This window comes from Polaribacter sp. 20A6 (genome assembly GCF_011378915.1).
Classification (GTDB): Bacteria; Bacteroidota; Bacteroidia; order Flavobacteriales; family Flavobacteriaceae; genus Polaribacter; species Polaribacter sejongensis.
Genome location: NZ_WTPZ01000005.1, coordinates 188960 through 211318, shown reverse-complemented (window position 1 = coordinate 211318; position 22359 = coordinate 188960). Strand labels below are relative to the sequence as shown.

General features: G+C 30.3%; 20 protein-coding genes and 1 tRNA gene. 7 read left to right on the top strand and 14 right to left on the bottom strand.

Annotated features, from left to right (window positions below; translation table 11 throughout):
• The first annotated feature begins 79 nt into the window (after window positions 1-79).
• The 4 genes from GQS57_RS13380 (at window position 80) to GQS57_RS13365 (ending at window position 3288) form a co-directional block, all read left to right on the top strand.
• Window positions 80-1174 carry a YHYH protein gene (locus GQS57_RS13380; protein WP_165733362.1) on the top strand — a complete coding sequence of 365 codons (1095 nt, stop codon included), beginning with the start codon at window positions 80-82 and terminating at the stop codon, window positions 1172-1174.
• Between the two features lie 84 nt (window positions 1175-1258).
• Entirely contained in the window at window positions 1259-2023 is a 765-nt protein-coding gene (locus tag GQS57_RS13375) for a YHYH protein (protein WP_165733361.1), read from the top strand.
• 1 nt (window position 2024) lies between these two features.
• Window positions 2025-2645, top strand: a complete 621-nt coding sequence (locus GQS57_RS13370) for a toxin-antitoxin system YwqK family antitoxin (RefSeq protein ID WP_165733360.1) — start codon at window positions 2025-2027, stop codon at window positions 2643-2645.
• On the top strand, window positions 2614-3288 hold the full coding sequence (locus tag GQS57_RS13365; protein ID WP_165733359.1) for an SCO family protein: 675 nt from the start codon (window positions 2614-2616) through the stop codon (window positions 3286-3288). Before GQS57_RS13370 ends, GQS57_RS13365 begins: the two co-directional genes overlap by 32 nt.
• Window positions 3289-3718: 430 nt before the next feature.
• Here GQS57_RS13365 and GQS57_RS13360 read toward each other — a convergent pair whose 3' ends face one another.
• From GQS57_RS13360 to GQS57_RS13320, 9 genes are all read right to left on the bottom strand, one after another.
• Entirely contained in the window at window positions 3719-5341 is a 1623-nt protein-coding gene (locus tag GQS57_RS13360) for a sulfatase (protein ID WP_165733358.1), read from the bottom strand.
• 297 nt (window positions 5342-5638) lie between these two features.
• Window positions 5639-6646, bottom strand: coding sequence for a UDP-N-acetylmuramate dehydrogenase (gene murB, locus GQS57_RS13355; RefSeq protein WP_165733357.1), 1008 nt, complete (start codon window positions 6644-6646; stop codon window positions 5639-5641).
• A gap of 248 nt (window positions 6647-6894) precedes the next feature.
• The gene (locus GQS57_RS13350; protein WP_165733356.1) at window positions 6895-7119 is read right to left on the bottom strand and encodes a PLD nuclease N-terminal domain-containing protein; all 225 of its coding nucleotides are present in this window, start codon (window positions 7117-7119) and stop codon (window positions 6895-6897) included.
• A 176-nt stretch (window positions 7120-7295) separates the two neighbouring features.
• Window positions 7296-7904, bottom strand: a complete 609-nt coding sequence (locus GQS57_RS13345; RefSeq protein ID WP_165733355.1) for a short chain dehydrogenase — start codon at window positions 7902-7904, stop codon at window positions 7296-7298.
• Between the two features lie 67 nt (window positions 7905-7971).
• Window positions 7972-8535, bottom strand: a complete 564-nt coding sequence (locus tag GQS57_RS13340) for a Crp/Fnr family transcriptional regulator (protein WP_165733354.1) — start codon at window positions 8533-8535, stop codon at window positions 7972-7974.
• Between the two features lie 176 nt (window positions 8536-8711).
• Complete coding sequence (locus GQS57_RS13335; protein WP_165733353.1) at window positions 8712-9254, bottom strand: hypothetical protein; 543 nt, start codon at window positions 9252-9254, stop codon at window positions 8712-8714.
• A 137-nt stretch (window positions 9255-9391) separates the two neighbouring features.
• Window positions 9392-10177 carry a hypothetical protein gene (locus GQS57_RS13330; RefSeq protein ID WP_165733352.1) on the bottom strand — a complete coding sequence of 262 codons (786 nt, stop codon included), beginning with the start codon at window positions 10175-10177 and terminating at the stop codon, window positions 9392-9394.
• Window positions 10178-10187: 10 nt separating this feature from the next.
• A tRNA-OTHER gene (locus GQS57_RS13325) sits at window positions 10188-10276 on the bottom strand.
• A gap of 98 nt (window positions 10277-10374) precedes the next feature.
• Window positions 10375-11565 carry a pyridoxal phosphate-dependent aminotransferase gene (locus GQS57_RS13320; RefSeq protein ID WP_165733351.1) on the bottom strand — a complete coding sequence of 397 codons (1191 nt, stop codon included), beginning with the start codon at window positions 11563-11565 and terminating at the stop codon, window positions 10375-10377.
• Window positions 11566-11750: 185 nt separating this feature from the next.
• Between GQS57_RS13320 and GQS57_RS13315 the strand changes: the two genes are divergently transcribed.
• The gene (locus GQS57_RS13315; protein ID WP_205860267.1) at window positions 11751-13088 is read left to right on the top strand and encodes a retropepsin-like aspartic protease; all 1338 of its coding nucleotides are present in this window, start codon (window positions 11751-11753) and stop codon (window positions 13086-13088) included.
• Window position 13089: 1 nt separating this feature from the next.
• Here GQS57_RS13315 and GQS57_RS13310 read toward each other — a convergent pair whose 3' ends face one another.
• Window positions 13090-13494, bottom strand: a complete 405-nt coding sequence (locus tag GQS57_RS13310; RefSeq protein WP_165733350.1) for a DUF1573 domain-containing protein — start codon at window positions 13492-13494, stop codon at window positions 13090-13092.
• A gap of 124 nt (window positions 13495-13618) precedes the next feature.
• Here GQS57_RS13310 and GQS57_RS13305 point away from each other — a divergent pair, with 124 nt between their 5' ends.
• Entirely contained in the window at window positions 13619-16258 is a 2640-nt protein-coding gene (locus GQS57_RS13305; RefSeq protein WP_165733349.1) for a valine--tRNA ligase, read from the top strand.
• A 183-nt stretch (window positions 16259-16441) separates the two neighbouring features.
• Window positions 16442-17308: an OmpA family protein gene (locus GQS57_RS13300; RefSeq protein WP_165733348.1), complete on the top strand. Its 867-nt coding sequence runs from the start codon at window positions 16442-16444 to the stop codon at window positions 17306-17308.
• A gap of 175 nt (window positions 17309-17483) precedes the next feature.
• On the opposite strand, the gene mgrA is transcribed toward GQS57_RS13300, so the two are convergent.
• From mgrA to GQS57_RS13280, 4 genes are all read right to left on the bottom strand, one after another.
• Window positions 17484-18473 carry an L-glyceraldehyde 3-phosphate reductase gene (mgrA, locus tag GQS57_RS13295; RefSeq protein WP_165733347.1) on the bottom strand — a complete coding sequence of 330 codons (990 nt, stop codon included), beginning with the start codon at window positions 18471-18473 and terminating at the stop codon, window positions 17484-17486.
• 112 nt (window positions 18474-18585) lie between these two features.
• Entirely contained in the window at window positions 18586-18897 is a 312-nt protein-coding gene (locus GQS57_RS13290) for a hypothetical protein (protein ID WP_240915481.1), read from the bottom strand.
• Between the two features lie 3 nt (window positions 18898-18900).
• The gene (locus GQS57_RS13285) at window positions 18901-19143 is read right to left on the bottom strand and encodes a hypothetical protein (RefSeq protein WP_165733346.1); all 243 of its coding nucleotides are present in this window, start codon (window positions 19141-19143) and stop codon (window positions 18901-18903) included.
• A gap of 99 nt (window positions 19144-19242) precedes the next feature.
• Complete coding sequence (locus tag GQS57_RS13280) at window positions 19243-22140, bottom strand: FAD-binding and (Fe-S)-binding domain-containing protein (protein WP_165733344.1); 2898 nt, start codon at window positions 22138-22140, stop codon at window positions 19243-19245.
• Window positions 22141-22359: the final 219 nt, after the last annotated feature.

The following is a 22359-nucleotide window of genomic DNA, read 5'->3' as shown; positions in this document are numbered from 1 at the left end:
GGCTTTTTAATAGAATTTAAATTACGAACACAAGTTTTTAAAATTAAACACATCTAAACTTTTATAAAACATTATAATAATGATAACTAGATATTTTATACCAATTATAGCGACTTTACTTTTAATAGGATGTAAAAGTAAATCCAATTCGCATAGCCATACACATATTGGGAAAACAGAAGCACATACACATTCTAATACCAATTATTTTGATTCCTATAGTCTAGAAGATGCAGATTACGGAACAAAAACTATAGTAACCGTTCATGCAGAAGAGAGAAAAATGGTTACAAATGCGTTGCCAAATCATAAAACAGGAGATTTTCCAAGAAAGGGAAATCCGAATACAATTTCTGCACAAAACAGAACCTACACATTTTCTACAATACCTAAATATACAGGAACACCTACTTGGGTTAGAGAACCTGGAGTTGCTTTAAATGGTGTAAAATTTGAACCAGGAACTGCAGAAGTTGTAGTTTGTGAAACAGGAGAAAATTATAGAGTAGAAGCTTTTCAAGATATTATAGATTTAGGTCTAGATTTTAATCATGCGCACGTACAGCCAAATGGAGCGTATCATTATCATGGCACACCCACTTCTGTTATTGAAAAATTTGATACTGGAAAAGACTTAGTGCATGTTGGTTTTGCTCACGATGGTTTTCCTATGTATTATTCTAAAAGCAACGCTTATAAACCGAGTTATAAATTATTAGATGGTACACGAGATGGAGAAGACTGTGTGTATGAAAATCCAATAGAAACCATAGAAATTAGGGTTAATGACAATCATGATGGAGCTTTTGGTTCTGACTTTGAATATGTTGCAGAATCTGGAGATTTAGATGAATGTAATGGTATTACAATAGAAGGAAAATATATGTATTTAGTTACAAATGAATTCCCTTATGTAAGCAGATGTTTAATGGGAGAGGTAGTGCAAGAAGAGCGCAGAGGAGCACCTAGAGATGGAAATAACGTAGGAAATGGTGGCGCACGAAAAAACTTTAGTGAATTATTAGAAATGATGGATACAGACAAAGACGGTAAATTATCTAAAACCGAAGTAAAAGGTCCATTAAAAGAACAGTTTTCTAAAAGAGACATCAATAAAGATGGCTTTATTTCTAAAGACGAATTAGAGAGTTTACCAAAACGCAATAGAAGATAATTTAAAATAATAAGCTGAAACCGCAAGTTTTTTTTAGAAACCACATCTAAAGATTATATAAACTAAAATATAACCCAATAAAAAATGAAAAACCAATTTATCAAAACCACATCACTTATAGTACTATTTTTTTCAGTATTTATTTCTTGTACGTCTGATAGTGAATCAGATTTAAGTACAGACACTGACGTAGATGATGTTGTTATAACAGAATTACATGCAGCGTATGCGGAGTTTAATACCGATGCAACCGATATTTATTTATCTAATGGAGGTACAACGGTAACTATAGAAACCACAGGTTTACCAAACCATGAAAGCGTATATTGGGGAGAAGATAGCGATTTATATCTGGAAGAATCTGAGGTAGCTACAACTCCTTCTATAATGTCTAGTAATAATAATGCAGTTACCATTACTGTAGATGCTACTCCAAATTTAACGGGTAGTACGGTAAGTACACAATTAAATACGATTGGTGTTGCGGTAAGTGGTGCATCTATTTTTAATGATCAAGAAGGAAATGGGGCATTGGATGAAGCTGCTGCAAGTTTAGATTGGACAGGAGCACATATTGGACCTGGAGTATATCATTATCATTTAGAACCAAAAGCATTTACAAACGATGATAAAAATCTAGTAGGTATTTTATTAGATGGTGTATTCTTATATGGAAGAAAATGTAATTCAACAGATACTTATCCAACGGATTTAGATACTTCTGGCGGACATACTTCTGTAACTCAACATTCTGATGGAATAGAAGAATATCATTATCATATAATAAACGAATTGTATTCTACAACAGGTTCTTATATTGCTTTTACAGGTCCTTATCAAGGTTACTAATATGAAATTAACAACATTCTTTTTTTTCCTTTTTTCAATTTTTATTATTGGTTGTAATTCTTCAGCCAATAATAAAAAGAAAAATACAGCTATTAAAATTAGAACTATTGATAGTACTGTTACAGTTCATAAAGACAGTTTGGTGTTAAATGGTAACGAAGGGAATTGGTATTATAAAAACAAACTTTTTAATGGGTTTGCAGTTAAATATCATTCCAATGATTCCTTAAAGGAAAAGACAGGTTTTTATAATGGTAAAAAAGAAGGCGTTTATAACGTTTGGTTTAAAAACGGAGTTTTAAAAGTAACATCGCATTACAACCAAAATGTTATGGAGGACAGTTATAAATCTTGGTGGTTAAACAGTACTTTGGCTTATGAGGCAACCTACAAAAAAGGGAAATTAGAAGGAATAGAGCGACAATGGTATGCTGATGGAGCAATGTCTAAAGAAAGAAATTTGTTAAAAGGAAATGAAAATGGTTTGCAAAGAGCTTGGTTACAAAACGGTAAGATCTATGTAAATTATGAAGCTAAAAATGGCAGAACTTTTGGGATGAAGCGTGCAAATTTATGTTATCAATTAAAAGATGAAAAAATTGAAGAAAATAAAGAATTATAGTTTTTTACTAATAGGTATATGTCTTTTGTTAAGTTGTAAAAAAACAGATCATAAAGAAATTGCAAGTAAAGTTGGTGTATTGCCTTATTATAATGAAGCATCTTTTACTCCTAAATGGATCGATGCTAAAAGCGATGCTTTAAAGACTTTTCATACCATTCCAGATTTTAGTTTAACAAATCAGGATGGGGAGACTATCAGTCAACAAACATTTGAGAATAAAATTTATGTAACAGATTTTTTCTTTACAACGTGTCCTGGTATTTGTCCGATGATGACCGATAACATGATTCTTGTTCAGGAGGCTTTTAAAAATGATGATGAAGTTTTAATGCTTTCGCATTCCGTAACACCTTCTATAGATTCTGTAGCTCAGTTAAAAAAATATGCCTTAGATAAAAATGTAGGTCAAAATTGGCATTTGGTGAATGGTGATAAAAAAGAAATTTACGATTTAGGAAGAAAGTCTTATTTTGTGGAGGAAGATTTAGGTAAACCAAAAGGAATTGATGATTTTCTACACACAGAAAATTTTATTCTTATCGATAAGAATAAACACATTAGAGGTATTTATAATGGCTTGAATAAAAATTCTGTAAAACAATTAATTGCTGATATTAAGATCTTAAAATTAGAAAGTTAAAATAAAATAAGCTTTTAACAAATAGTGTTTCTCTAAAAAGAAATAATTCTTGTCATGCTGAACTTGTTTCAGCATCTGCACTTACTGAAATTAAATATTCATAAGAATCTGAAATAAATTCAGATTGACAAAAAATCTACTTTTTAGGCAACTTCTTTTTATGTAATAATACCAATTTAATTTTATTATGACGCTAGAACAATTGAAAATCTAAATGTCTTCCTGAGCCTGCCTTCCGCAGGCAGGCTTGTCGAAGGACATTCAGTAACCAAAATAAAACCTTAGACAAAGCTTTTGCTGAGCAATTACAAAGTGCTCAGGCAAACATGTCGTTTTAATAATTTTTTTAGTAAGCCAATAAGTTTATAGCAAAAAAAAGTCTGAAGTTATTTTATATAAACTTCAGACTTTTTTTTTAAAAAATTACTTACTAGTAAGTCTCATTAAATTGAGCTATCAATTCTTTTACCTTTTCTGGGTTTTCAGCGGCAATATTCACCGTTTCATTTGGATCGTTTTTGTGGTCATAAAGTTCTATAAATAAAGGTGTTTCTTTAGGTTTTCTTCTGTCTTTCCATATTACAATTCTATAATCGTCTGTTCTCATGGCATAGCCCATAACAAACTGCTCGTAGGTTCTTCTATTCCATTTAACACCCATTTGAGCTTTAATTTTATTTTCAATTTTTAAGATTAAAGGCTTAAAAAAAGTAGTTCTAAAAGGCGGAGTAAAAGGTCTTGCTGCCCACTCTCTTAATGCTGGAGTAGGAAACAAACTAAAGGCAGGTTTTTGAGATTTCATACTAGGATTTTGTAAAATAGGCACTAAACTTTTACCTTCTAAATTACTAGGTGTTTCTAAACCAGCTAAATCACATAAAGTAGGATATAAATCTAATAACTCTACCAATGCGTCTGCTTTTTGCCCTTTCGTTTTATCCGTAATTCCAGGAGCAGCAATAATAAAAGGCACTCTGGTTGCTATTTCATAGTTGGTTGCTTTTCCCCAATATCCCATTTCTCCAAGGTTAAAACCGTGATCAGACCAAAATACTATAATTGTATTTTCATATTCTCCAGAATCCTTTAAAGCCTGAATCATTTTACCAACTTGAGCATCTATATAACTAATACATGCATAATATCCATGACGTAATTTTTGTTGTAATTCCGTATTAAATTCACCTGTTTTAGGCATGTCTGCAGAAACACGTAACTCTAAAGATTCAGACAAGCCCATTGCAGCACCGTCCTTTGGTGGATTTACCTGCGTTGCAATTGGTATTTTTGTTTCATCATATAAATCCCAATATTTTTTTGGAGCAATCCAATCTAAATGTGGCTTTTTAAAACCTAAAGCAAGAAACCAAGGTTTGTCATTTTTCGCAACCATTTCATTTAAGGTAGCAATGGCAGAAAGCGTATTATATCCGTCCTCATAAGTCTCATCTGGTACATTTGCAGATTCTAAAGCAGGACCTTTGTCTAACCAGTTTTCACGAATCAGTTTTTCTCCGTATTTATCCTCTAAAGCCTTTTTGTTTTCTTGATACATTAATTGGCTTTCGGCAAGTGCATATCCACCAGCTGTTTTTGGCACATTTGCGTTTAATTTTACTTTCACAGGTTTTCTAGTCCAAGACATTTCATTGTCTGTATATTGTCCATGAAACACTTTACCGGCATACACCGTTTCGTATCCATTTTCTTTAAAATGCTGAGGTAGCGTAACAATACTTGGTCTATTGGCTCTAAAATCTTGAAACAAATCGATAACGTTAATGGTTTCTGGTCTAGAACCGGTTAGAATACTTGCACGAGAAGGTCCGCAAATAGCTTGTTGTACGTATGCTTTATTAAACTGAACGCCAACACTTGCCAACTTATCTATATTAGGCGATAATACTACTTCAGAACCATAGGTTCCTAATTCTGCCCTTAAATCATCAACAGCAATAAATAAAACATTGGGTTGCTTTTTCTTTTGAGCAAACCCCGAAAAGGAGAGCATCAAAGAACCTAAAAAAATACTTAATAAAAGTTTTGTTTTCATCTTGAAAATATTTGAATAATTCATCGTATAAATTAGAATGCTAATTAGCGTATAAATTTTCAAAAAAAAGGTGACAAATACTTCTTTAATATTACCTTAAAAGATGGCTGTTTTACCCAAAAATTAATTAGGTAAAAGCCCATAAAAAATAACTTCATTTCTATTTTAAAGATTCTTATTTCCGCTAATGCGGGAATTTAAAATAAATGAAGATTGTTAAAAATCCTTTTTTTGATACAAGATGTTTCGTTTACATCTATTTTGGGTAGACATCAGTAGTATATAGTAGCGCTGTTTTTAAATAATATTCACTTCAATTTCTAAAGGAATTCCGAATTTATTAAAGATGGTTTCTTTTATTTTTTCAGCAAGCTGATAAATTTCGTTCCCAGTAGCATTGCCGTAATTTACCAAGACCAAAGCCTGTTTTTCATGCACTCCGTAATTACCAAAACGTTTCCCTTTAAAACCAGCTTGTTCTATTAACCAACCAGCAGGAACCTTCACTTTGGTATCAGATATTTTATAACTTGGTATGGTTGGAAAGTCTTTTTGTAACTCTAAAAATTGAGAGGTAGCAATTACAGGGTTTTTAAAAAAACTACCGCTATTTCCTATTTCTTTGGGATCTGGAAGCTTCGATTTTCGAATGGCAATTACAGCCTCAGAAATATCTTTTAAAGAAGGTTTTGTAATTTTTTTAGACGTTAACTCTGTATTAATAGCGCCATAAGAAGAGTTTAAATGATGGTTGGTTTTTGTCAGCTTAAAACTCACCGAAGTAATAATGTATTTTCCTTTTACTTCATTCTTAAAAATAGAATTTCTGTATCCAAAATTACAGTCTTCATTAGAAAACTGAATCAATTTACCCGTTTGAATATCTAGTGCTTCTACTTTTGTAATAGTGTCTTTTACTTCTACACCATAAGCACCAATATTCTGAATAGGGCAGGTGCCCACATTACCCGGAATCAAAGACAAGTTTTCTATTCCTCCATAATTTTCAGAAACACACCACAATACAAAATCGTGCCAGTTTTCGCCAGCATTTACAGTAATATAAGCAGCGTTTTCATCTTCGTTATCAATAGAAATACCTTTAATATCTATGTGTACCACTAATTTTTCAATATCTTTTGTCAGCAACATATTGCTTCCACCAGAAATTAAAAAAAGGTCTTTTTCAACTTTTAAAAGTTGTTGTAATTGATATACAGAATCAATAGAAATAAAACGTTTGGCATTTACAGAAATGCCAAACGTATTATAATTTTTTAGGGATGTGTTTTCTAGAATATTCATTTATTTTCTGTAAAGTCTAACTTGCTATTGCTCGTTACAAACGAGTACAAGTATTGCTGGTTATTTCATTCTGGTACTCGTTACAAACGAGCGCTATCAGTGATAACAAATATAGTTTTTTATCTATAATCTTTATACCGAATTAATAGACAATAATATTTTAGTATTATGTTTTTTTCTTAGTTAGTGAAGTGAGATTACACGTTTTTACTTCAGTTTTCGTTTCCGTAAACTTACTTAGTCCTGATTTATGATTTATTAGCTGTTATTTTTTGTTCTCTACCAATTAAGAAATATAAAATAGCACCAAAAAAGTTAGCAAATAAAACGACGAGTACCCAAACAATTTTATTATTTCCTGTAAATTCACTCTTTAAAATATCTACAAGAGCTATTATTGTTGGTATAATTCCAAGAAGTACGATAAATATTATAATTAGTTGCCAAGCTCCAATAAATAAAAAATAGTTCATAGTTTTTGTTTTAAATTTTAATCAGTATTAAAGCTGACGTTGTTGTGTTATGGTTTGTTGCGTGTATCAAGCAACTAATTTAGTAAATAATAACTAAATAAAAAGCCCTCACAAACTTTCGTAAATAGGTGAGGACTTAGCTATAAATTATATATGGTGTTGGCGGTAGTTTTTATTTATGCATCTACAAAAATTACTTGACCCGTAATAAATACATCAACCGAACGTTCAAAAGCTTTACCTACTAACTTTCCAGGAACTGGCTCAAAACCTGGCATCATTTCACCATAAACATCCCAAGCCTCTTCTAAAACAGTTGGGTTTATTGAGTTTACTCGGATTCCTCTTGGCATTTCAAAAGCAACACATTTAACAAATGTATCAATAGCGCCACTTGTAGTAGCATCAGCAATTGCAAAAGGTATAGGCTTCGTATTTAAAATTCCTGTTATTAAAGTAAATGACCCTTTATCTGCAATATATTCTTGACCAATACGTACAATGTTTATTTGTCCCATCATTTTACTTAAAATGGTACTCATCCATTGTTCTTCGGTCATTTCAGTAAAATTTGCATATTCACAAACACCAACAGTGTTTACAACAGCATCAAAATGACCAACATCTTCGTATAATTTCCTTAATGATGCTTCGCTTGTAATATCTACTTGAAAGTCATAGCTATCAGCAGAACGTCCAGCAGTTATAATTTTGTGTTTTCCTAGACCTGTAAGAGCAGCTTGTCCCATTTTTCCGTTTGCTCCAATTAAAATTATTGTTTTCATATAATATTTGTTTTTAAATTATATGCAAATTTATGAAGCACTAAAGATTTAAGAAGAGGACATTTGTCTAATACGTAATATTAGCTCTTATTCGACTTAGGTGACGTTGTGTAACGCCTAGGTAAGAAGCTATATAATGTAGTGGAATCTCTTTGATATATTCCGGTTGCGTTGTAATTAAATCTAAATAGCGTTGTTGAGCCTTATCTTTTTGATGATTAAATATCCATTTCTCTAATTCAACATATTCCTTTTCGGCAATAATTTTCAAAAAACGCAACCAATTACTATTTGATTTCGCTAAATCTTCTAAAGTTGCTTTTGGTATTGAAATTATTTCAGCATCTGTCAGAGCTTGAATATTTTCTTCAGATTTTTTTTGTGAAATAAATGAAGAATAAGCCATTAATAATTTATTTGGAAAAGTGAAACAATATGTGATTTCATCGTCATTATTTGAATAATAATAGGAACGAAAAATTCCACTTTTGACAAAAGCTATAGAGTCGCAAATTTCATTATTATTAATATATAAATCGCCTTTTTTTAATAAAATAGTTTGAGATAAATTCAAAAAATCATTAATCTCTATGTCGGTAAATAAATTAAATGATTTTAAATATTCGTTCATTTCTTTCTTTGATGTTTTGTATGCTCAAATTACCGCCAACGTTGTTGTATCAGCTTTGTTGCGTTGTTTAACGCAGTGAATTTAGTAAATAAAGTACGAACGACGAAATTCCGGAGGAATTTCCCAAGTGAGCCAAAACCAGCAATAAAGTTTATACGGTGTTGTATGCTGCCTTTTTATATTTCTATTTTAGGTAATTCAAATTTTTTTTCTTCCGCTTTTTGTCTTATAAAGAGTAAATCCTTTTCCTTTAAAGTGTATACTAATTCCTTTTTATTAAAACAGTTACCATTAGATAAATCTAATTTTATTCCACTTTCAATTAAATGTGCGTGAGGATTAGAAGGAAATGGATCTGCATCATATTTGTGAATTATCCAAATTAGTCCTTTCGATTTAATTCGAACTTTATAGTTCATTAATAAATCTTTTGGTATTATTTCTCCTGAAGTTTCAATTGTACTTTTTAGTGTCTTAAAATCGAAATCTGATAATAATTTTAGAGCTTTTTTATATTCAATTGTTAGACTCCAAAAATCTAAGGGGTGTTCCCAATTTTTTTCCTCTTTTAGAACAAGATATAAAGAATCAAATATTTCTTCACGTGAAATATCTTCATTTCTTAATTTAGAATAATATTCTGAGAGATTATTTAAAATAGAATCTAATTCACTAATCTTATTCAATGAATCTTCAGTTTCTTTTTCACTTTTTTGCATTTTGTTCCTTTTGGTTGCTTACGTTGTTGTATATGGTTTGTTGCGTGTTTCAAGCAACTAATTTATTAAATAATTACCGACCAAGAAAGTCCGCGAGAAGCCAGCAATAAATTATATACGGTGTTGTAAACTGACTTTTATAGATTCTTGATTATTAATTCATACTTTTCTTTGGTCAGATAAGGATAATTTACTTTAATCCACTTTTCTATTTGTCGAGTTCTCTTATCTGAAATTGTTTGATTATAAATTATTTTAAATTCTTTATTTCTTAAAAAATCGATCTTCAAATTACTGAATTCAATATTTGATATTCCTTTATGAAAATATTCATCAACAAGTCTAATACACTTAATTGTTATTGTTATCAGGGTAGAAGTGTCCTTGAGAGTAATTTTCTTTTCTTTAAAATTAGTTAAGGCTTGTTCAATATCAAAATGATGAAATTTTTCATAAATATCATCTTTTTCAGATTTGAGAATTTGTTTCTTGTTACTTGAAATATCTGCATTTGATATTGAAAGATGTACGATTCTATTTCTCCAATGACATAATAGTTCGCATAGAATAGCCATTGGTTTTGTGATTTTCGGAATTTGAGACAGAAAATTATAGGTTTTAATAGCTTTCTTTTGTTCTCCAAGAAAATTAATGTCTTTGTATGTCCAAAGAGGATTTTTAGAAATTTGTTCTAAATATTCAAAGAGACTTTCAGCAGAATAAACATAAGATGCAGACTCTGCATAATGTCTAGCTTTTAGCTTTGAAGTATTAAGGTTTTTTGGCTTCCAAGATATTTCAAGACCTTTGGGTGGTGTTTTTGTCTTATTCGGTAATAGTGAAAGTGCTACTGCAATTGTATTCATCGAATGAACAGACTCTCCAACATCTCGTAAAAAATTTTTTAATTCTAATGATTCCATATTTATATAGTAGTGCTGTTAGGATTCGAACCTACGTTTTCCGAGATAAGTTTATATTCATTTTAGGATCGGATGTCTTGCCAGTTAGACGATAGCACTGTTTTTTTAGCTTGTTTACAAATAAATTATATAGTAACTTTTAGTACTATTATCCCGTAAATACGTTAGGATAATAGTACTTTATATAACAGTTATAACTAATCCTTATAAACCTTTAAAGCTTCACCTAAAATCTCTACAGATCTAATTAAGTCTTCTTTGTTTAAAACGTATGCCATTCTAATTTGATTTTTTCCTTCACCCTCAGTTGAATAAAAACCACTTGCAGGAGCAACCATAACGGTTTCATTGTTTAAGTTAAAGTCTTCTAATAACCATTTTGCAAAATGATCTGAATCTTTAACAGGCAATTGAGCAACACAGTAAAAAGCACCTTTTGGGTTGGCTACTTTTACACCTTCAATTTTGTTTAATTCTGCAATTAAAGTATTTCTTCTGTCTACGTATTCTTCTTTTACATCATCAAAATATTGTTGTGGCGTATCTAAAGCAGCTTCACTAGCAATTAATGCGTAAGTTGGCGGACTTAAACGTGCTTGTGCAAATTTAATAGCTGTTTTTATAAAGTCTTCATTTTTAGAAACAATACAACCAATTCTAGCACCACACATACTGTATCGCTTAGAAACAGAATCTATAACTATAGAGTTTTGCTCTAAACCATCTAAAGCCATTACAGAGGTATGTTGTAAACCATCGTAGGTAAACTCTCTATATACTTCATCAGCAATTAAAAATAAATCGTGTTTTAAAACAATCTCTTTTAATTTCTGAATCTCTTCTTTAGAATATAAGTATCCAGTAGGATTCCCTGGGTTACAAATTAATATTGCTTTGGTGTTCTTTGTAATTAACTTCTCAAAATCTTCAATTTTAGGCAATGCAAAATTGTCTTCAATTTTAGAAATAACAGGTACTACGGTAACTCCAGAAGCGGTAGAAAATCCGTTGTAGTTTGCGTAAAAAGGCTCAGGAATAATAATTTCATCTCCCGGATCTGTAATACTACCAATGGTAAAAAGCAATGCTTCAGAACCACCTGTGGTAATAACAATATTGTTTGCAGTTACGTTAACTTGATGTTTTTTATAATAACTAACTAGTTTGTTTCTATATTCTTCAGAACCTTCAGAACGTGCATAAGACAATGTTGTAATCTCATTGTTTTTTACAGCGTCTAAGGCAACTTGTGGTGTTTTTATATCTGGTTGACCTATATTTAAATGGAATACTTTAACACCTCTTTTTTTAGCGTCTTCAGCATACGGTACCAATTTTCTAATTGGTGATTCTGGCATTTTTAATCCTTTCTTAGATATTGCAGGCATAATTATGTTTTAAATATTTGTAATTGCGAATTTCCGAAATATATTTTATTTAAAAGAGTATATTAAAGAAACTTTGCAGGTGTTTTACTGTCAAACAAGTATGTGATATATTTTAGTTGAAATTTAAGAAATTCTTTAATTGTCTTGTTTTGTTGTATCTTGTATAGGTTCTAAAAACAATTAGTTTGATAAAATCATATGCACTTATCATAATCTCATTTTTATTTTCATTGATAGTATATTCTCAACCAGGATTTACTTTTAATGAAAAAAATAAGCATAGTCAACAAGTTAGTTTTAGATTGATTAACAATTTAATTGTGATTCCTTTAGAAATTAACGGTAAAGAATTGTCCTTTATTCTTGATACGGGAGTTAATAAAACTATTTTATTTAATTTATCAGAAAAAGATAGTATAGAGTTGTTAAATACTACCCGAGTAAGGTTGCGCGGTTTAGGTAGCGGTGATGCGGTAGATGCAATTATTTCTAAAGAGAATATTTTTAAAGTAAAGAATTTAATAAGTAAGAATGAAACAGTTTATGTTATTTTAAAAGATTATTTCGATTTATCTAGTAAAATGGGCACAACCATACACGGAATTATAGGGTATAATTTATTGAAAAATGTAATTGTAAAGATTAACTATAAAACAAAAAAAATAAATTTTTACAATCCTAAAACCTTCACCTATAAAAAATGCAGAAAGTGCGAAACCTTCCCATTTCAGTTTTATCGGAAAAAACCATTTATAGATGCTTCGGTAAGTTTAGATACTGTTGGTAATGCGTTTATTGACGTAAAATTGTTAGTAGATTTAGGCGGGAGTGATGCTATGTGGCTTTTCGAAAACTCTAAAAAATCGATTAGAACACCAAAACGTTTTTTTAATGATCTTTTAGGCGAAGGGTTAAGCGGATCTATTTATGGAAATAGAAGTAGAGTATCTAAATTTAAAATGGGACGTTTTGTTATTGAAAGTCCTACTATTTCTTTTTTAGATTCCCTTTCGACGCACAATGCAAGAAAATTTAAAGAAAGAAATGGTAGTGTTGGTGGCGGTATTTTAAGTCGATTTAAAGTTTGGATTGATTATCCTCATAAAAAAATCACCTTAAAAAAGAATGGTTCTCTTAGTGCAGGGTTTAATTATAATATGAGTGGTTTAGATGTCGTGTATAATGGAAAGCAATTGGTAAAAGAAGAGATCGTTGATAAGTACAAAAATGCCTATAACAACCAAATGCCTAATAAAAACTCGATTAGTTTTGTTACTAGGTATTCCTTTAATTTTAAACCATCGTTTATTATTCGTCGTGTTGTTAAAAACTCAGCAGCAGAAAAAGCAGGTTTGTTAAAAGATGATGTTATTCTAAGAATCAATGGAAAACATGCTCATGAATTAAAGATAGAAGATATTGTCTATAAATTTCAAGAAAGGGATAAAAAGAAAATTCGAATTACAGTTGAACGCAATGGCGTACAAATGAAATTCGAATTTCGTTTGATAAAAAAATTATAGATTAAATATCTGTTAAGATACTTTTCTCTTTTTCTAAAGAAAGCTCTTTAGTTACTACTCCTTTAATTCTAATTATTTTATTTCCTTCTTTTGCATTTGAAAAAACGGTTATAGATTTAGAAAAACCACCAATTCTGTTCGTATCATAAGATACTTTAATTTCTCCTTTTTCTCCTGGCATTATTGGTGCTTCTGGTTTTTTAGGAATTGTACAACCACAAGAAGATTGAATTCTACTAATAACTATTGGTTCATCACCAACATTAGAAAATACAAAGACTCTTTCTTTATCAGATCCTTTTTCAATTTTTCCGTAGTTAATAGTTTCTTCTTCAAATTTAAACTCTTGTGCGTTTATTGAAAAAGAAATAAAGAATACGACTAATAATGTTCCGAAAGTTTTCATGGTTAAATGTTTTATACCGTAAATTTAATACTAATAATTTGTTTTAAAAAATCAACTACTAATTTTCTCGACAAATTAGAGTTTCGTATTTTTGCAAACTATATATCAAAAACGATACCAAAGTATGACAATTCCATCTAAATATGATGCAAGCCAAGTAGAAGGTAAATGGTACGACTACTGGATGAAAAACAACTATTTTCATTCTACGCCAGACGAAAGAGAGCCTTATACAATTGTAATTCCGCCACCAAACGTAACAGGCGTTTTACACATGGGGCACATGTTAAATAATACAATTCAAGATGTATTAATAAGACGTGCGCGTTTATTAGGTAAAAATGCATGTTGGGTTCCTGGTACAGATCATGCCTCTATTGCTACAGAAGCAAAAGTGGTTGCGAAGTTAAAAGAGCAAGGAATTAAAAAAAGCGATTTAACTCGTGAAGAATTTTTACAACACGCTTTTGATTGGAAAGATGAATACGGAGGTATTATTTTAGAACAATTAAAAAAATTAGGTGCTTCTTGCGATTGGGAAAGAACTGCTTTTACAATGGATCCGGAAATGTCTGAATCTGTAATTAAGGTTTTTGTTGATTTATACAATAAAGGTTTAATTTATAGAGGGTACAGAATGGTAAACTGGGATCCGGAAGCTAAAACAACACTTTCTGATGAAGAAGTAATTCATGAAGAAAGACAAGGAAACTTGTACTATTTAGAATATAAAATTGAAGGATCAGACGATACTTTAACCATTGCAACAACAAGACCAGAAACTATTTTTGGTGATACTGCAATTTGTATCAACCCAAATGATGAACGTTTTACGCATTTAAAAGGGAAGAAAGCAATTGTACCACTTTGTGGAAGAGTTATTCCTATTATAGAGGATGAATATGTAGATTTAGAATTTGGTACAGGTTGTTTAAAAGTGACGCCTGCACACGATGAGAATGATAAGAATTTAGGTGATAAGCACAAATTAGAAGTTATCGATATTTTTAATGATGATGCTTCTTTAAACTCTTTCGGATTACATTACCAAGGTAAAGACCGTTTTGTAGTTCGTAAAGAAATTGCACAAGAATTAGAAGAAAAAGGAATTTTAGTGAAGACTGAAGTTCATACCAATAAAGTAGGAACCTCAGAAAGAACAAAAGCCGTTATAGAACCAAGATTATCTGATCAATGGTTTTTAAAGATGAAAGATCTTGCACAACCTGCAATTGATGCAGTTTTGGGTGAAGATGCAGAAATCAATTTATATCCAAAGAAATTTGAAAACACGTACCGTCATTGGATGGAAAATGTGCGTGATTGGAATATCTCTCGTCAGCTTTGGTGGGGACAACAAATTCCTGCTTTTTTCTACGGAGATGGAAAAGAAGATTTTGTAGTAGCTGAGACAAGAGAAAAAGCTTACGAATTAGCAATTTCTAAAAAGGTTGTTGATGCTTCATTTAAAATAGAAGACCTTCGACAAGATGAAGATGCATTAGATACTTGGTTTTCTTCTTGGTTGTGGCCAATGTCTGTTTTTGATGGAATTAGAAATCCAGAAAACGAAGAAATTAAATATTATTACCCAACAAACGATTTAGTTACCGGACCAGATATTTTATTTTTCTGGGTAGCAAGAATGATTGTTGCAGGTTATGAATATAAAGACGAAAAACCTTTTAATAATGTTTATTTAACTGGTTTGGTTAGAGATAAACAAAGACGTAAAATGTCTAAATCTTTAGGGAACTCGCCAGATGCTTTAAAATTAATTTCTGATTATGGAGCAGATGGAGTAAGAGTTGGGCTTTTATTAAGTTCTGCAGCCGGAAACGATTTAATGTTTGATGAAGATTTATGTCAGCAAGGAAAAGGATTTGCAAATAAAATTTGGAATGCTTTCCGTTTGATAAAAGGTTGGGAAGTTGATGCAACTTTGCCGCAACCAGAAACCTCTAAAATTGGTTTAGAATGGTACGAAGCTAAGTTTCAAAAAACGTTGGCAGAAATAGAAGATCATTTCTCTAAATACCGTTTGTCTGATGCTTTAATGGCAATTTACAAGTTAATTAACGATGATTTTTCTTCATGGTTATTAGAAATTGTAAAACCTGCTTACCAGCAACCAATAGATAAAACTACGTTTGATGCTATTATAGCTGTTTTAGAAAACAACTTAAAAGTATTGCATCCGTTTATGCCTTTTTTATCAGAAGAAATTTGGCAATATATTGCAGACAGAACTCCAGAAGAGGCTTTAGTAATAGCTAAATACCCTGTAATTAAAGATTTCGATGCAAAAATTATAGAAGATTTTGAATTTGCAACCGGAGTTGTATCAGGAATTAGAACGATCAGAAAAGATAAGAACATTTCTTTTAAAGATGCAGTAGAATTATATGTTATTGATAATGATAAAAGCACAAAAGAATTTGATGCTGTTATTCAGAAATTAACAAATACAGAAACTATAAACTATGTTTCAGAGAAAGTAGAAGGAGCTTCTTTTAGAGTGAAATCTAACGAATACTTTGTACCTATTTCTATTGAAAACATAGATGTTGAAGCAGAGATTAAGAAATTAGAAGGTGAGCTTAAAAGAGCAGAAGGTTTCTTATTTGGTATTACAAAGAAGTTGTCTAACGAGCGTTTTGTATCTAATGCACCAGATAAAGTGTTGGCTTTAGAACGTAAAAAAGAAGCAGATACAGTAGCAAAAATTGAAACTATTAAAAGTAGTTTGAGTTCGCTACAATAAAATTTTATTTTTTTTTAATATTATAAGCCCATGAAAATTAAGTTTTTATGGGCTTTTTTTATTTTTATAAAAAAAAATGAATTTTTAAGGTAGGGTATTTATAAACTGAGTTGTTTAACTAATAGAAGTAACATTAAATAACTAAATAACCGCCATAGGTTATATCATTTAAACTAATTAATTATGAAAAAATTTATTATACCTGTTGTAGCAATATCATTAATGGCAACATCTTGTGTTTCTAAAAAAAAGTATGTAACGCTAGAAAATCAGTATATTAATACAAAAGGGACGCTTCAAAAAACTACCTTAGAAAAAGAAGCACTAGAGGGGAAATTTGCTAAAATTGAAAGTAGAGTAGCGGACTATAATGAGAAAATTAATTCATTAAAAAGTGATAATTCAAGCTTACAAGATGCTAATGACGTAAAGTTAGATATGGTTGGTAAGACTGCTGTAATTTCTAATAATACAAGAGAAAGAATGAGAGAAACTTTATCAAAAGTAGATCCAGCAGAGTTAGCAAAAGCTAAAACTTTAAAAGATTCTTTAAATCTTGCCATTTCTTATAATTTAAAAAATAAGTTTGATAATTCTGATTTAACAGATTCTGATGATTTAAATATAGACATTGATCAAACGGTAGTAATGATTTCTGTTTCTGATAAATTATTATTTAACAACGCAAGTTATAGAGTTAAAAATGGTGCTTATGGTTTAATTGAAAAATTAGCAGCAGTTATAAAATCTGAACCAAGTATGGATGTTATGATTGAGGGACATACAGATTCCAGAACCATTAATAATGCAGTTGTACAAGATAACTGGGATTTAAGTGTAAAGAGAGCAACTTCTATTGTACGTCTTTTAGAAAATAAATATAATATTGATGGAAGTAGATTAATTGCTGCAGGTAGAGGTTCTACAATGCCGTTAGTAGAAAATACTACTAATGATAATAGAGCAAAAAATAGAAGAACAAGAATTGTAATTCTACCTAATTTAGATAAATTCTTTGCTTTACTTTCAGATGATCAATTAAAAGAATAGTAAAAATTATATGAAAAAGGAAGAGTTTAGGAAAAGGAAGAGTATAGTATGAAAAGTGAAAAGCTCCTTGTTAAAGGAGCTTTTTTTTATATAGTAAATTATCCACTTTAGTTCGTAGATAAAAAAAAAGAGTCCTTTAGATTTATGAAACATGTAGGAACTTTTTTAATTTATTTTAAGTTAAAATAGCATTAATTCTAGCCAATTCTTCTTCAGAAAAAGTAGTGTTTTCAGTAGCTTTTATACTGTCTAAAATTTGCTCAGTTTTGCTAGCTCCAATTAAAACAGATGTAATTCTATCATCTTTTAAAATCCAAGAAATTGCCATTTGTGCTAAATTCTGATTTCTGCTTTTAGCAACTTCGTTTAAAGCTTTAATTTTTGGAAGCATTTCCATCACTTGATCCGTTTTTAAATAACGACCATCTTTTACAGCTCTAGAATCTTTTGGCAAACCGTTAATATATTTATCCGTTAACATCCCTTGTGCTAATGGAGAAAAGCAAATGGCTCCAACTCCAGAATTCCCTAATAAATCAATTAAACCATCTTCAATCCAACGGTCAAATAAACTATATCTTGGTTGATGAATTAAACACGGGGTACCTAATTCTTTTAATATTTTAAAAGCTTTTTCTGCTTCTTTAGGTTGATAATTAGACAAACCAACGTACAATGCTTTTCCTTGTCTTACCATTAAATCTAAAGCACCCATAGTTTCTTCTAAAGGAGTGTCATAATCTGGCCTGTGATGATAAAAAATATCTACATATTCTAAATCCATTCTTTGCAAACTTTGGTCTAAACTAGAAATTAAGTATTTTTTAGAACCAAAATTCCCATAAGGACCTTCCCACATATCATAACCCGCCTTTGATGAAATAATTAATTCATCTCTATACTTTTTGAAATCTTTTTTTAAGATTTTTCCAAAAGTTTTTTCAGCAGAACCATAAGGAGGTCCGTAGTTATTGGCCAAATCAAAATGTGTAATTCCGTTATCAAATGCACATTTTAATAAGTTTCTTGCATTTTCAAAATCATCATTTTCACCAAAGTTATGCCATAAACCTAAAGAAAGTTCTGGTAACAGCAAACCGCTATTTCCTGTTCTTCTGTAGTTCATTTTATTATACCTTTCTGAATCTGCTTTGTATTTTTCCATGATTATTTTTAAATTAATCTCGTAGAATAATTATTAATATTTAGAGTCGAATTCTATTTCAAAGTAACAAAAAAGCAACGATTTTACAATCATTGCTTTTCATATATTTCCGTTAAATATCTTTTAGAAGTTTGCTTAATTTCTTTGGGTCTTCTTTGTTCCGCCAAAACAATAACAATTCTATTCTTGATTTTTCTTTATTAATATCAAAATATAATGTGGTTTGTTTAGAAATAACAAAAGAATTAATTTTAGTACTTTTTGATATTTTACCTTGTAATAAGTTAGTGCTTAAATTGTAAATGATTTTATCGACTAAAATGATAAAATTTTCAACTTCTTTACTTGAATGAAGTTTATAAATTCTGTCTAATTCATCAAAGTAAGATTGTTTTGCTTTTTCACCCCATATAATTTCCATCATAATTTATGAAATATTATACTTAGTTTTAGCTTCATTTAAAATACTTTCATGTGTATAGGTTTTCCCTTTTTTAATATCTTCTCTACTTTTTTGTAAAAGTTCTTGAATATCACTCGGAATTTCATCAAAAAAATCAGTTTCTTCTTTCATGTATGATGTATGTAAAGCATCTATTAATCGCAAAAAACGCTCATCTACATTAACAATTTCTTTTTTCCATTTATTTCTTAATTCTATAGTTCCCATAATATAACTGATTACTAATTATTTATACAAATATAACGAATTCAATTTGTAATATTTTAATAGGCTTTTTTACTGCCAACTGAAACTGGAAACTGAATACTAAATAAGTGCTTCTCTCAACAATGTAACTGGGTGTTTTGCGATGCGTTTTGTTCCATCAAAAATTTGATGTCTACAACTTGTTCCTGCAGCAGCAATTTCTGTATCGGAACTACAATTTCTAATTTTAGGAAACAAAGTGTCTTCACCAACTTGCATAGAAACTTTATAATGTTCTTTTTCATAACCAAAAGAACCTGCCATTCCGCAACAACCAGAACTAATAATTGTTACTTTATAGTTTTTTGGAATGTTTAAAATTTGAAAACTAGCCTGTGTGCTAGACAATGATTTTTGATGACAATGTCCGTGTATTTTTAAAGTCTTAGACTCCTTTGTAAATAAAGAAGTATCAATATTTCCTTTTTCTAATTCTTTGGCTAAAAACTCTTCAAACGTAAAACTATTTTTTGCAATTTTTTCTGCAGATGCTTTATCATCAGCTAGACGAATGTACTCATCTCTAAAACCTAAAATAGCAGAAGGTTCTATTCCTACTAAAGGAGTTTCATCTGTAATTATATCTTTAAAAATAGCAACATTATTATTACAAATTGCTTTGGCTTCTTTTAAAAATCCTTTAGAAATATGACTTCTTCCACTTTCATCATGCTTTACGGTTTTTACTTCGTAGCCTAATTTTTCTAATACAATAACAGCATCTTGTCCAATTTCTGAATCGTAAAAATTGGTGAATTCATCATTAAATAAATAAAGTGCCTTTTTAGATGTTTTTGGATGATGTTTCTTTAACCAACTTTCTAAAGTCTGATTTGCTAATTTAGGAACAGAGCGTTCTACGGCAACTCCTAAAATTTTTTTTGCAATTGTAGAATTGGTAAAAAAGTTAGTAATTGAAGGAAAAGCACTTCCTAATTTATTGTATTTAGCATTATTAGCAAACATTCTATTTCTAAAAGAATAGCCATTTGCTTCTTGATATTGATATAAAAACTCAGCTTTCATTGTTGCAATGTCTACATTACTTGGACATTCTGAAGCACAGGCTTTACAGCTTAAACAAAGGTCGAAAACTTGTTTTAATTCTTTATGATTAAATTTATTTGCTTGGTTGGAATTTGTTAAAAATTCACGCAATGTATTTGCTCTTGCTCTTGTAGTATCTTTTTCATCTTTTGTAGCCCTATAACTTGGGCACATCGTTCCGCCAGCTTCTACAGGTTTTCTACAATCTCCAGTTCCGTTACATTTTTCTGCGAGTTTTAAAATTCCTTCGTCATCAGAAAAATCTTGAATGGTTTTTATTTCTGGTTCGGTTCTATCAACTTCATAACGTAAGCTTTCATCCATTGCAAAAGCATCCGTTATTTTACCTTGGTTAAAAACATTATTTGGGTCAAACGCTTTTTTAATTCTTCTTAATAATTGGTAGTTTTTATCACCAATCATCAACGGAATAAATTCTGCACGCACAATTCCGTCTCCATGTTCACCAGAAAAAGAACCTTTATATTTTTTTACTAACTCAGCCGTTTCAGTTGTAATTTTTCTAAATAAAACAACGTCTTCTTTTTTCTTGATATTCAAAATCGGACGTAAATGTAATTCACCAGCACCAGCATGTGCATAATACACAGCGTTTTGCTGATATTTAGCCATAATTTGAGTGAATTCCTCAATGTAATTTGGTAAATCTTCTAAAGCAACTGCAGTATCTTCTATACAAGCAACTGCTTTTTTATCGCCAACAATATTTGCTAAAGCACCCAAACCTGCTTTACGTAAATAATGCACTTTTGCAATATCTGCTCCGTAAACTTTTGGGTGATAGTATCCAAAGTTGTTTTTTTCTAAATCTGCAATTAATTTATCTGCTAAAATTTCTGTTTCTTCAATTGAGTTAGAAGATACTTCTAACATTAAAATAGCTCCTGGGTCTCCTTGTAAAAAGAAACGATTTTTTGCTAATTCTCTATTGTTTTTAGTACAATCTAAAATTGTTTTGTCCATCAATTCACAATTATATAAATTGTGATTCATAGCAATTACTGTAGCATTTAAACTTTCGTTTATGGTTTTAAAATGAGTACAAACCATAATACTCTGCGTAGGAGGTAGCACGTCTAATTGTAAAGTAATAGCCGTAGAAAAAGCCAAAGTACCTTCACTTCCTGCTAATAATTTTGCAATATTTACGGTTGGTAAAGTTCCTCCAAATAAATCTGATGTTAATAACTCATCAACCGCATAACCGGTACATCTTCTATGAATACTTTCTTTAGGGAATTCATTCTTTATTTCTTCTTGATTTTCTGTAATAGAAAGTTCGTCAAAAAGTTGTTTGTATATTTTTCCTTCTTGGGTATTCTCTTTTGTTTTTTTGATGAAATCTTTCGAAGAAATTTCTTTAAAAATAGCGGTGCTTCCATCACTTAAAATTGCATCGATTTCTAAAACTTTATCACGAGTAACTCCGTATTTTATAGAAGTACTACCAGATGAGTTGTTACCAACCATTCCGCCCATCATACAACGGTTAGATGTTGAGGTATTTGGACCAAAAAACAAACCAAAAGGTTTTAAATACACATTTAAAGAATCTCTTACAATACCAGGTTGTAACGTAATTGTTTTTGCTTTCTCATCAAAAGAAATAATATTGGTAAAATGTTTAGAAACATCTACCACAAGTCCATCTCCAACACATTGTCCTGCTAAAGAAGTTCCAGCTGTTCTTGGTATTAAAGTAATATTGTTTTTAGTAGCAAAGGCAATTAAGGTTTTTAAATCTTTTTCATCCTTTGGAAAAGCAACCGCTAAAGGAATTTTCCTATAAACCGAAGCGTCTGTTGCATATAAAGTTTTATGTAAATTATCAAAAAGAACATCACCAGAAAGTGAGTTGTTTAAATTGGCTAAAGTAGTATTGTCTATCATTATTTACTGTTGAAGAAGTAAGAATCAGTAACAAATATGCGAATAAAAAACTCATTATTTCTATCTCAAAAAACTTCTTTGATTATTTTTATTGATTCTTTAAAAAATGATTTAAAAAACTGATAATTTAGAAGCCTAAAAAAGTGTTGTTTTTAATTTTTTGCTATTTCTATGAATCGTATTTATACTAGGTTTTAAAAAGTATCTTTGCAAAATAGT

Bases quoted from the DNA above. Each gene is read 5' to 3' on its own strand.
- GQS57_RS13380 (WP_165733362.1), top strand. From the start codon at position 80: ATGATAACTAGATATTTTATACCAATTATAGCGACTTTACTTTTAATA.
- GQS57_RS13375 (WP_165733361.1), top strand. From the start codon at position 1,259: ATGAAAAACCAATTTATCAAAACCACATCACTTATAGTACTATTTTTT.
- GQS57_RS13370 (WP_165733360.1), top strand. From the start codon at position 2,025: ATGAAATTAACAACATTCTTTTTTTTCCTTTTTTCAATTTTTATTATT.
- GQS57_RS13365 (WP_165733359.1), top strand. From the start codon at position 2,614: ATGAAAAAATTGAAGAAAATAAAGAATTATAGTTTTTTACTAATAGGT.
- GQS57_RS13360 (WP_165733358.1), bottom strand. From the start codon at position 5,341: ATGAAAACAAAACTTTTATTAAGTATTTTTTTAGGTTCTTTGATGCTC.
- murB (WP_165733357.1), bottom strand. From the start codon at position 6,646: ATGAATATTCTAGAAAACACATCCCTAAAAAATTATAATACGTTTGGC.
- GQS57_RS13350 (WP_165733356.1), bottom strand. From the start codon at position 7,119: ATGAACTATTTTTTATTTATTGGAGCTTGGCAACTAATTATAATATTT.
- GQS57_RS13345 (WP_165733355.1), bottom strand. From the start codon at position 7,904: ATGAAAACAATAATTTTAATTGGAGCAAACGGAAAAATGGGACAAGCT.
- GQS57_RS13340 (WP_165733354.1), bottom strand. From the start codon at position 8,535: ATGAACGAATATTTAAAATCATTTAATTTATTTACCGACATAGAGATT.
- GQS57_RS13335 (WP_165733353.1), bottom strand. From the start codon at position 9,254: ATGCAAAAAAGTGAAAAAGAAACTGAAGATTCATTGAATAAGATTAGT.
- GQS57_RS13330 (WP_165733352.1), bottom strand. From the start codon at position 10,177: ATGGAATCATTAGAATTAAAAAATTTTTTACGAGATGTTGGAGAGTCT.
- GQS57_RS13320 (WP_165733351.1), bottom strand. From the start codon at position 11,565: ATGCCTGCAATATCTAAGAAAGGATTAAAAATGCCAGAATCACCAATT.
- GQS57_RS13310 (WP_165733350.1), bottom strand. From the start codon at position 13,494: ATGAAAACTTTCGGAACATTATTAGTCGTATTCTTTATTTCTTTTTCA.
- GQS57_RS13305 (WP_165733349.1), top strand. From the start codon at position 13,619: ATGACAATTCCATCTAAATATGATGCAAGCCAAGTAGAAGGTAAATGG.
- GQS57_RS13300 (WP_165733348.1), top strand. From the start codon at position 16,442: ATGAAAAAATTTATTATACCTGTTGTAGCAATATCATTAATGGCAACA.
- mgrA (WP_165733347.1), bottom strand. From the start codon at position 18,473: ATGGAAAAATACAAAGCAGATTCAGAAAGGTATAATAAAATGAACTAC.
- GQS57_RS13290 (WP_240915481.1), bottom strand. From the start codon at position 18,897: ATGATGGAAATTATATGGGGTGAAAAAGCAAAACAATCTTACTTTGAT.
- GQS57_RS13285 (WP_165733346.1), bottom strand. From the start codon at position 19,143: ATGGGAACTATAGAATTAAGAAATAAATGGAAAAAAGAAATTGTTAAT.
- GQS57_RS13280 (WP_165733344.1), bottom strand. From the start codon at position 22,140: ATGATAGACAATACTACTTTAGCCAATTTAAACAACTCACTTTCTGGT.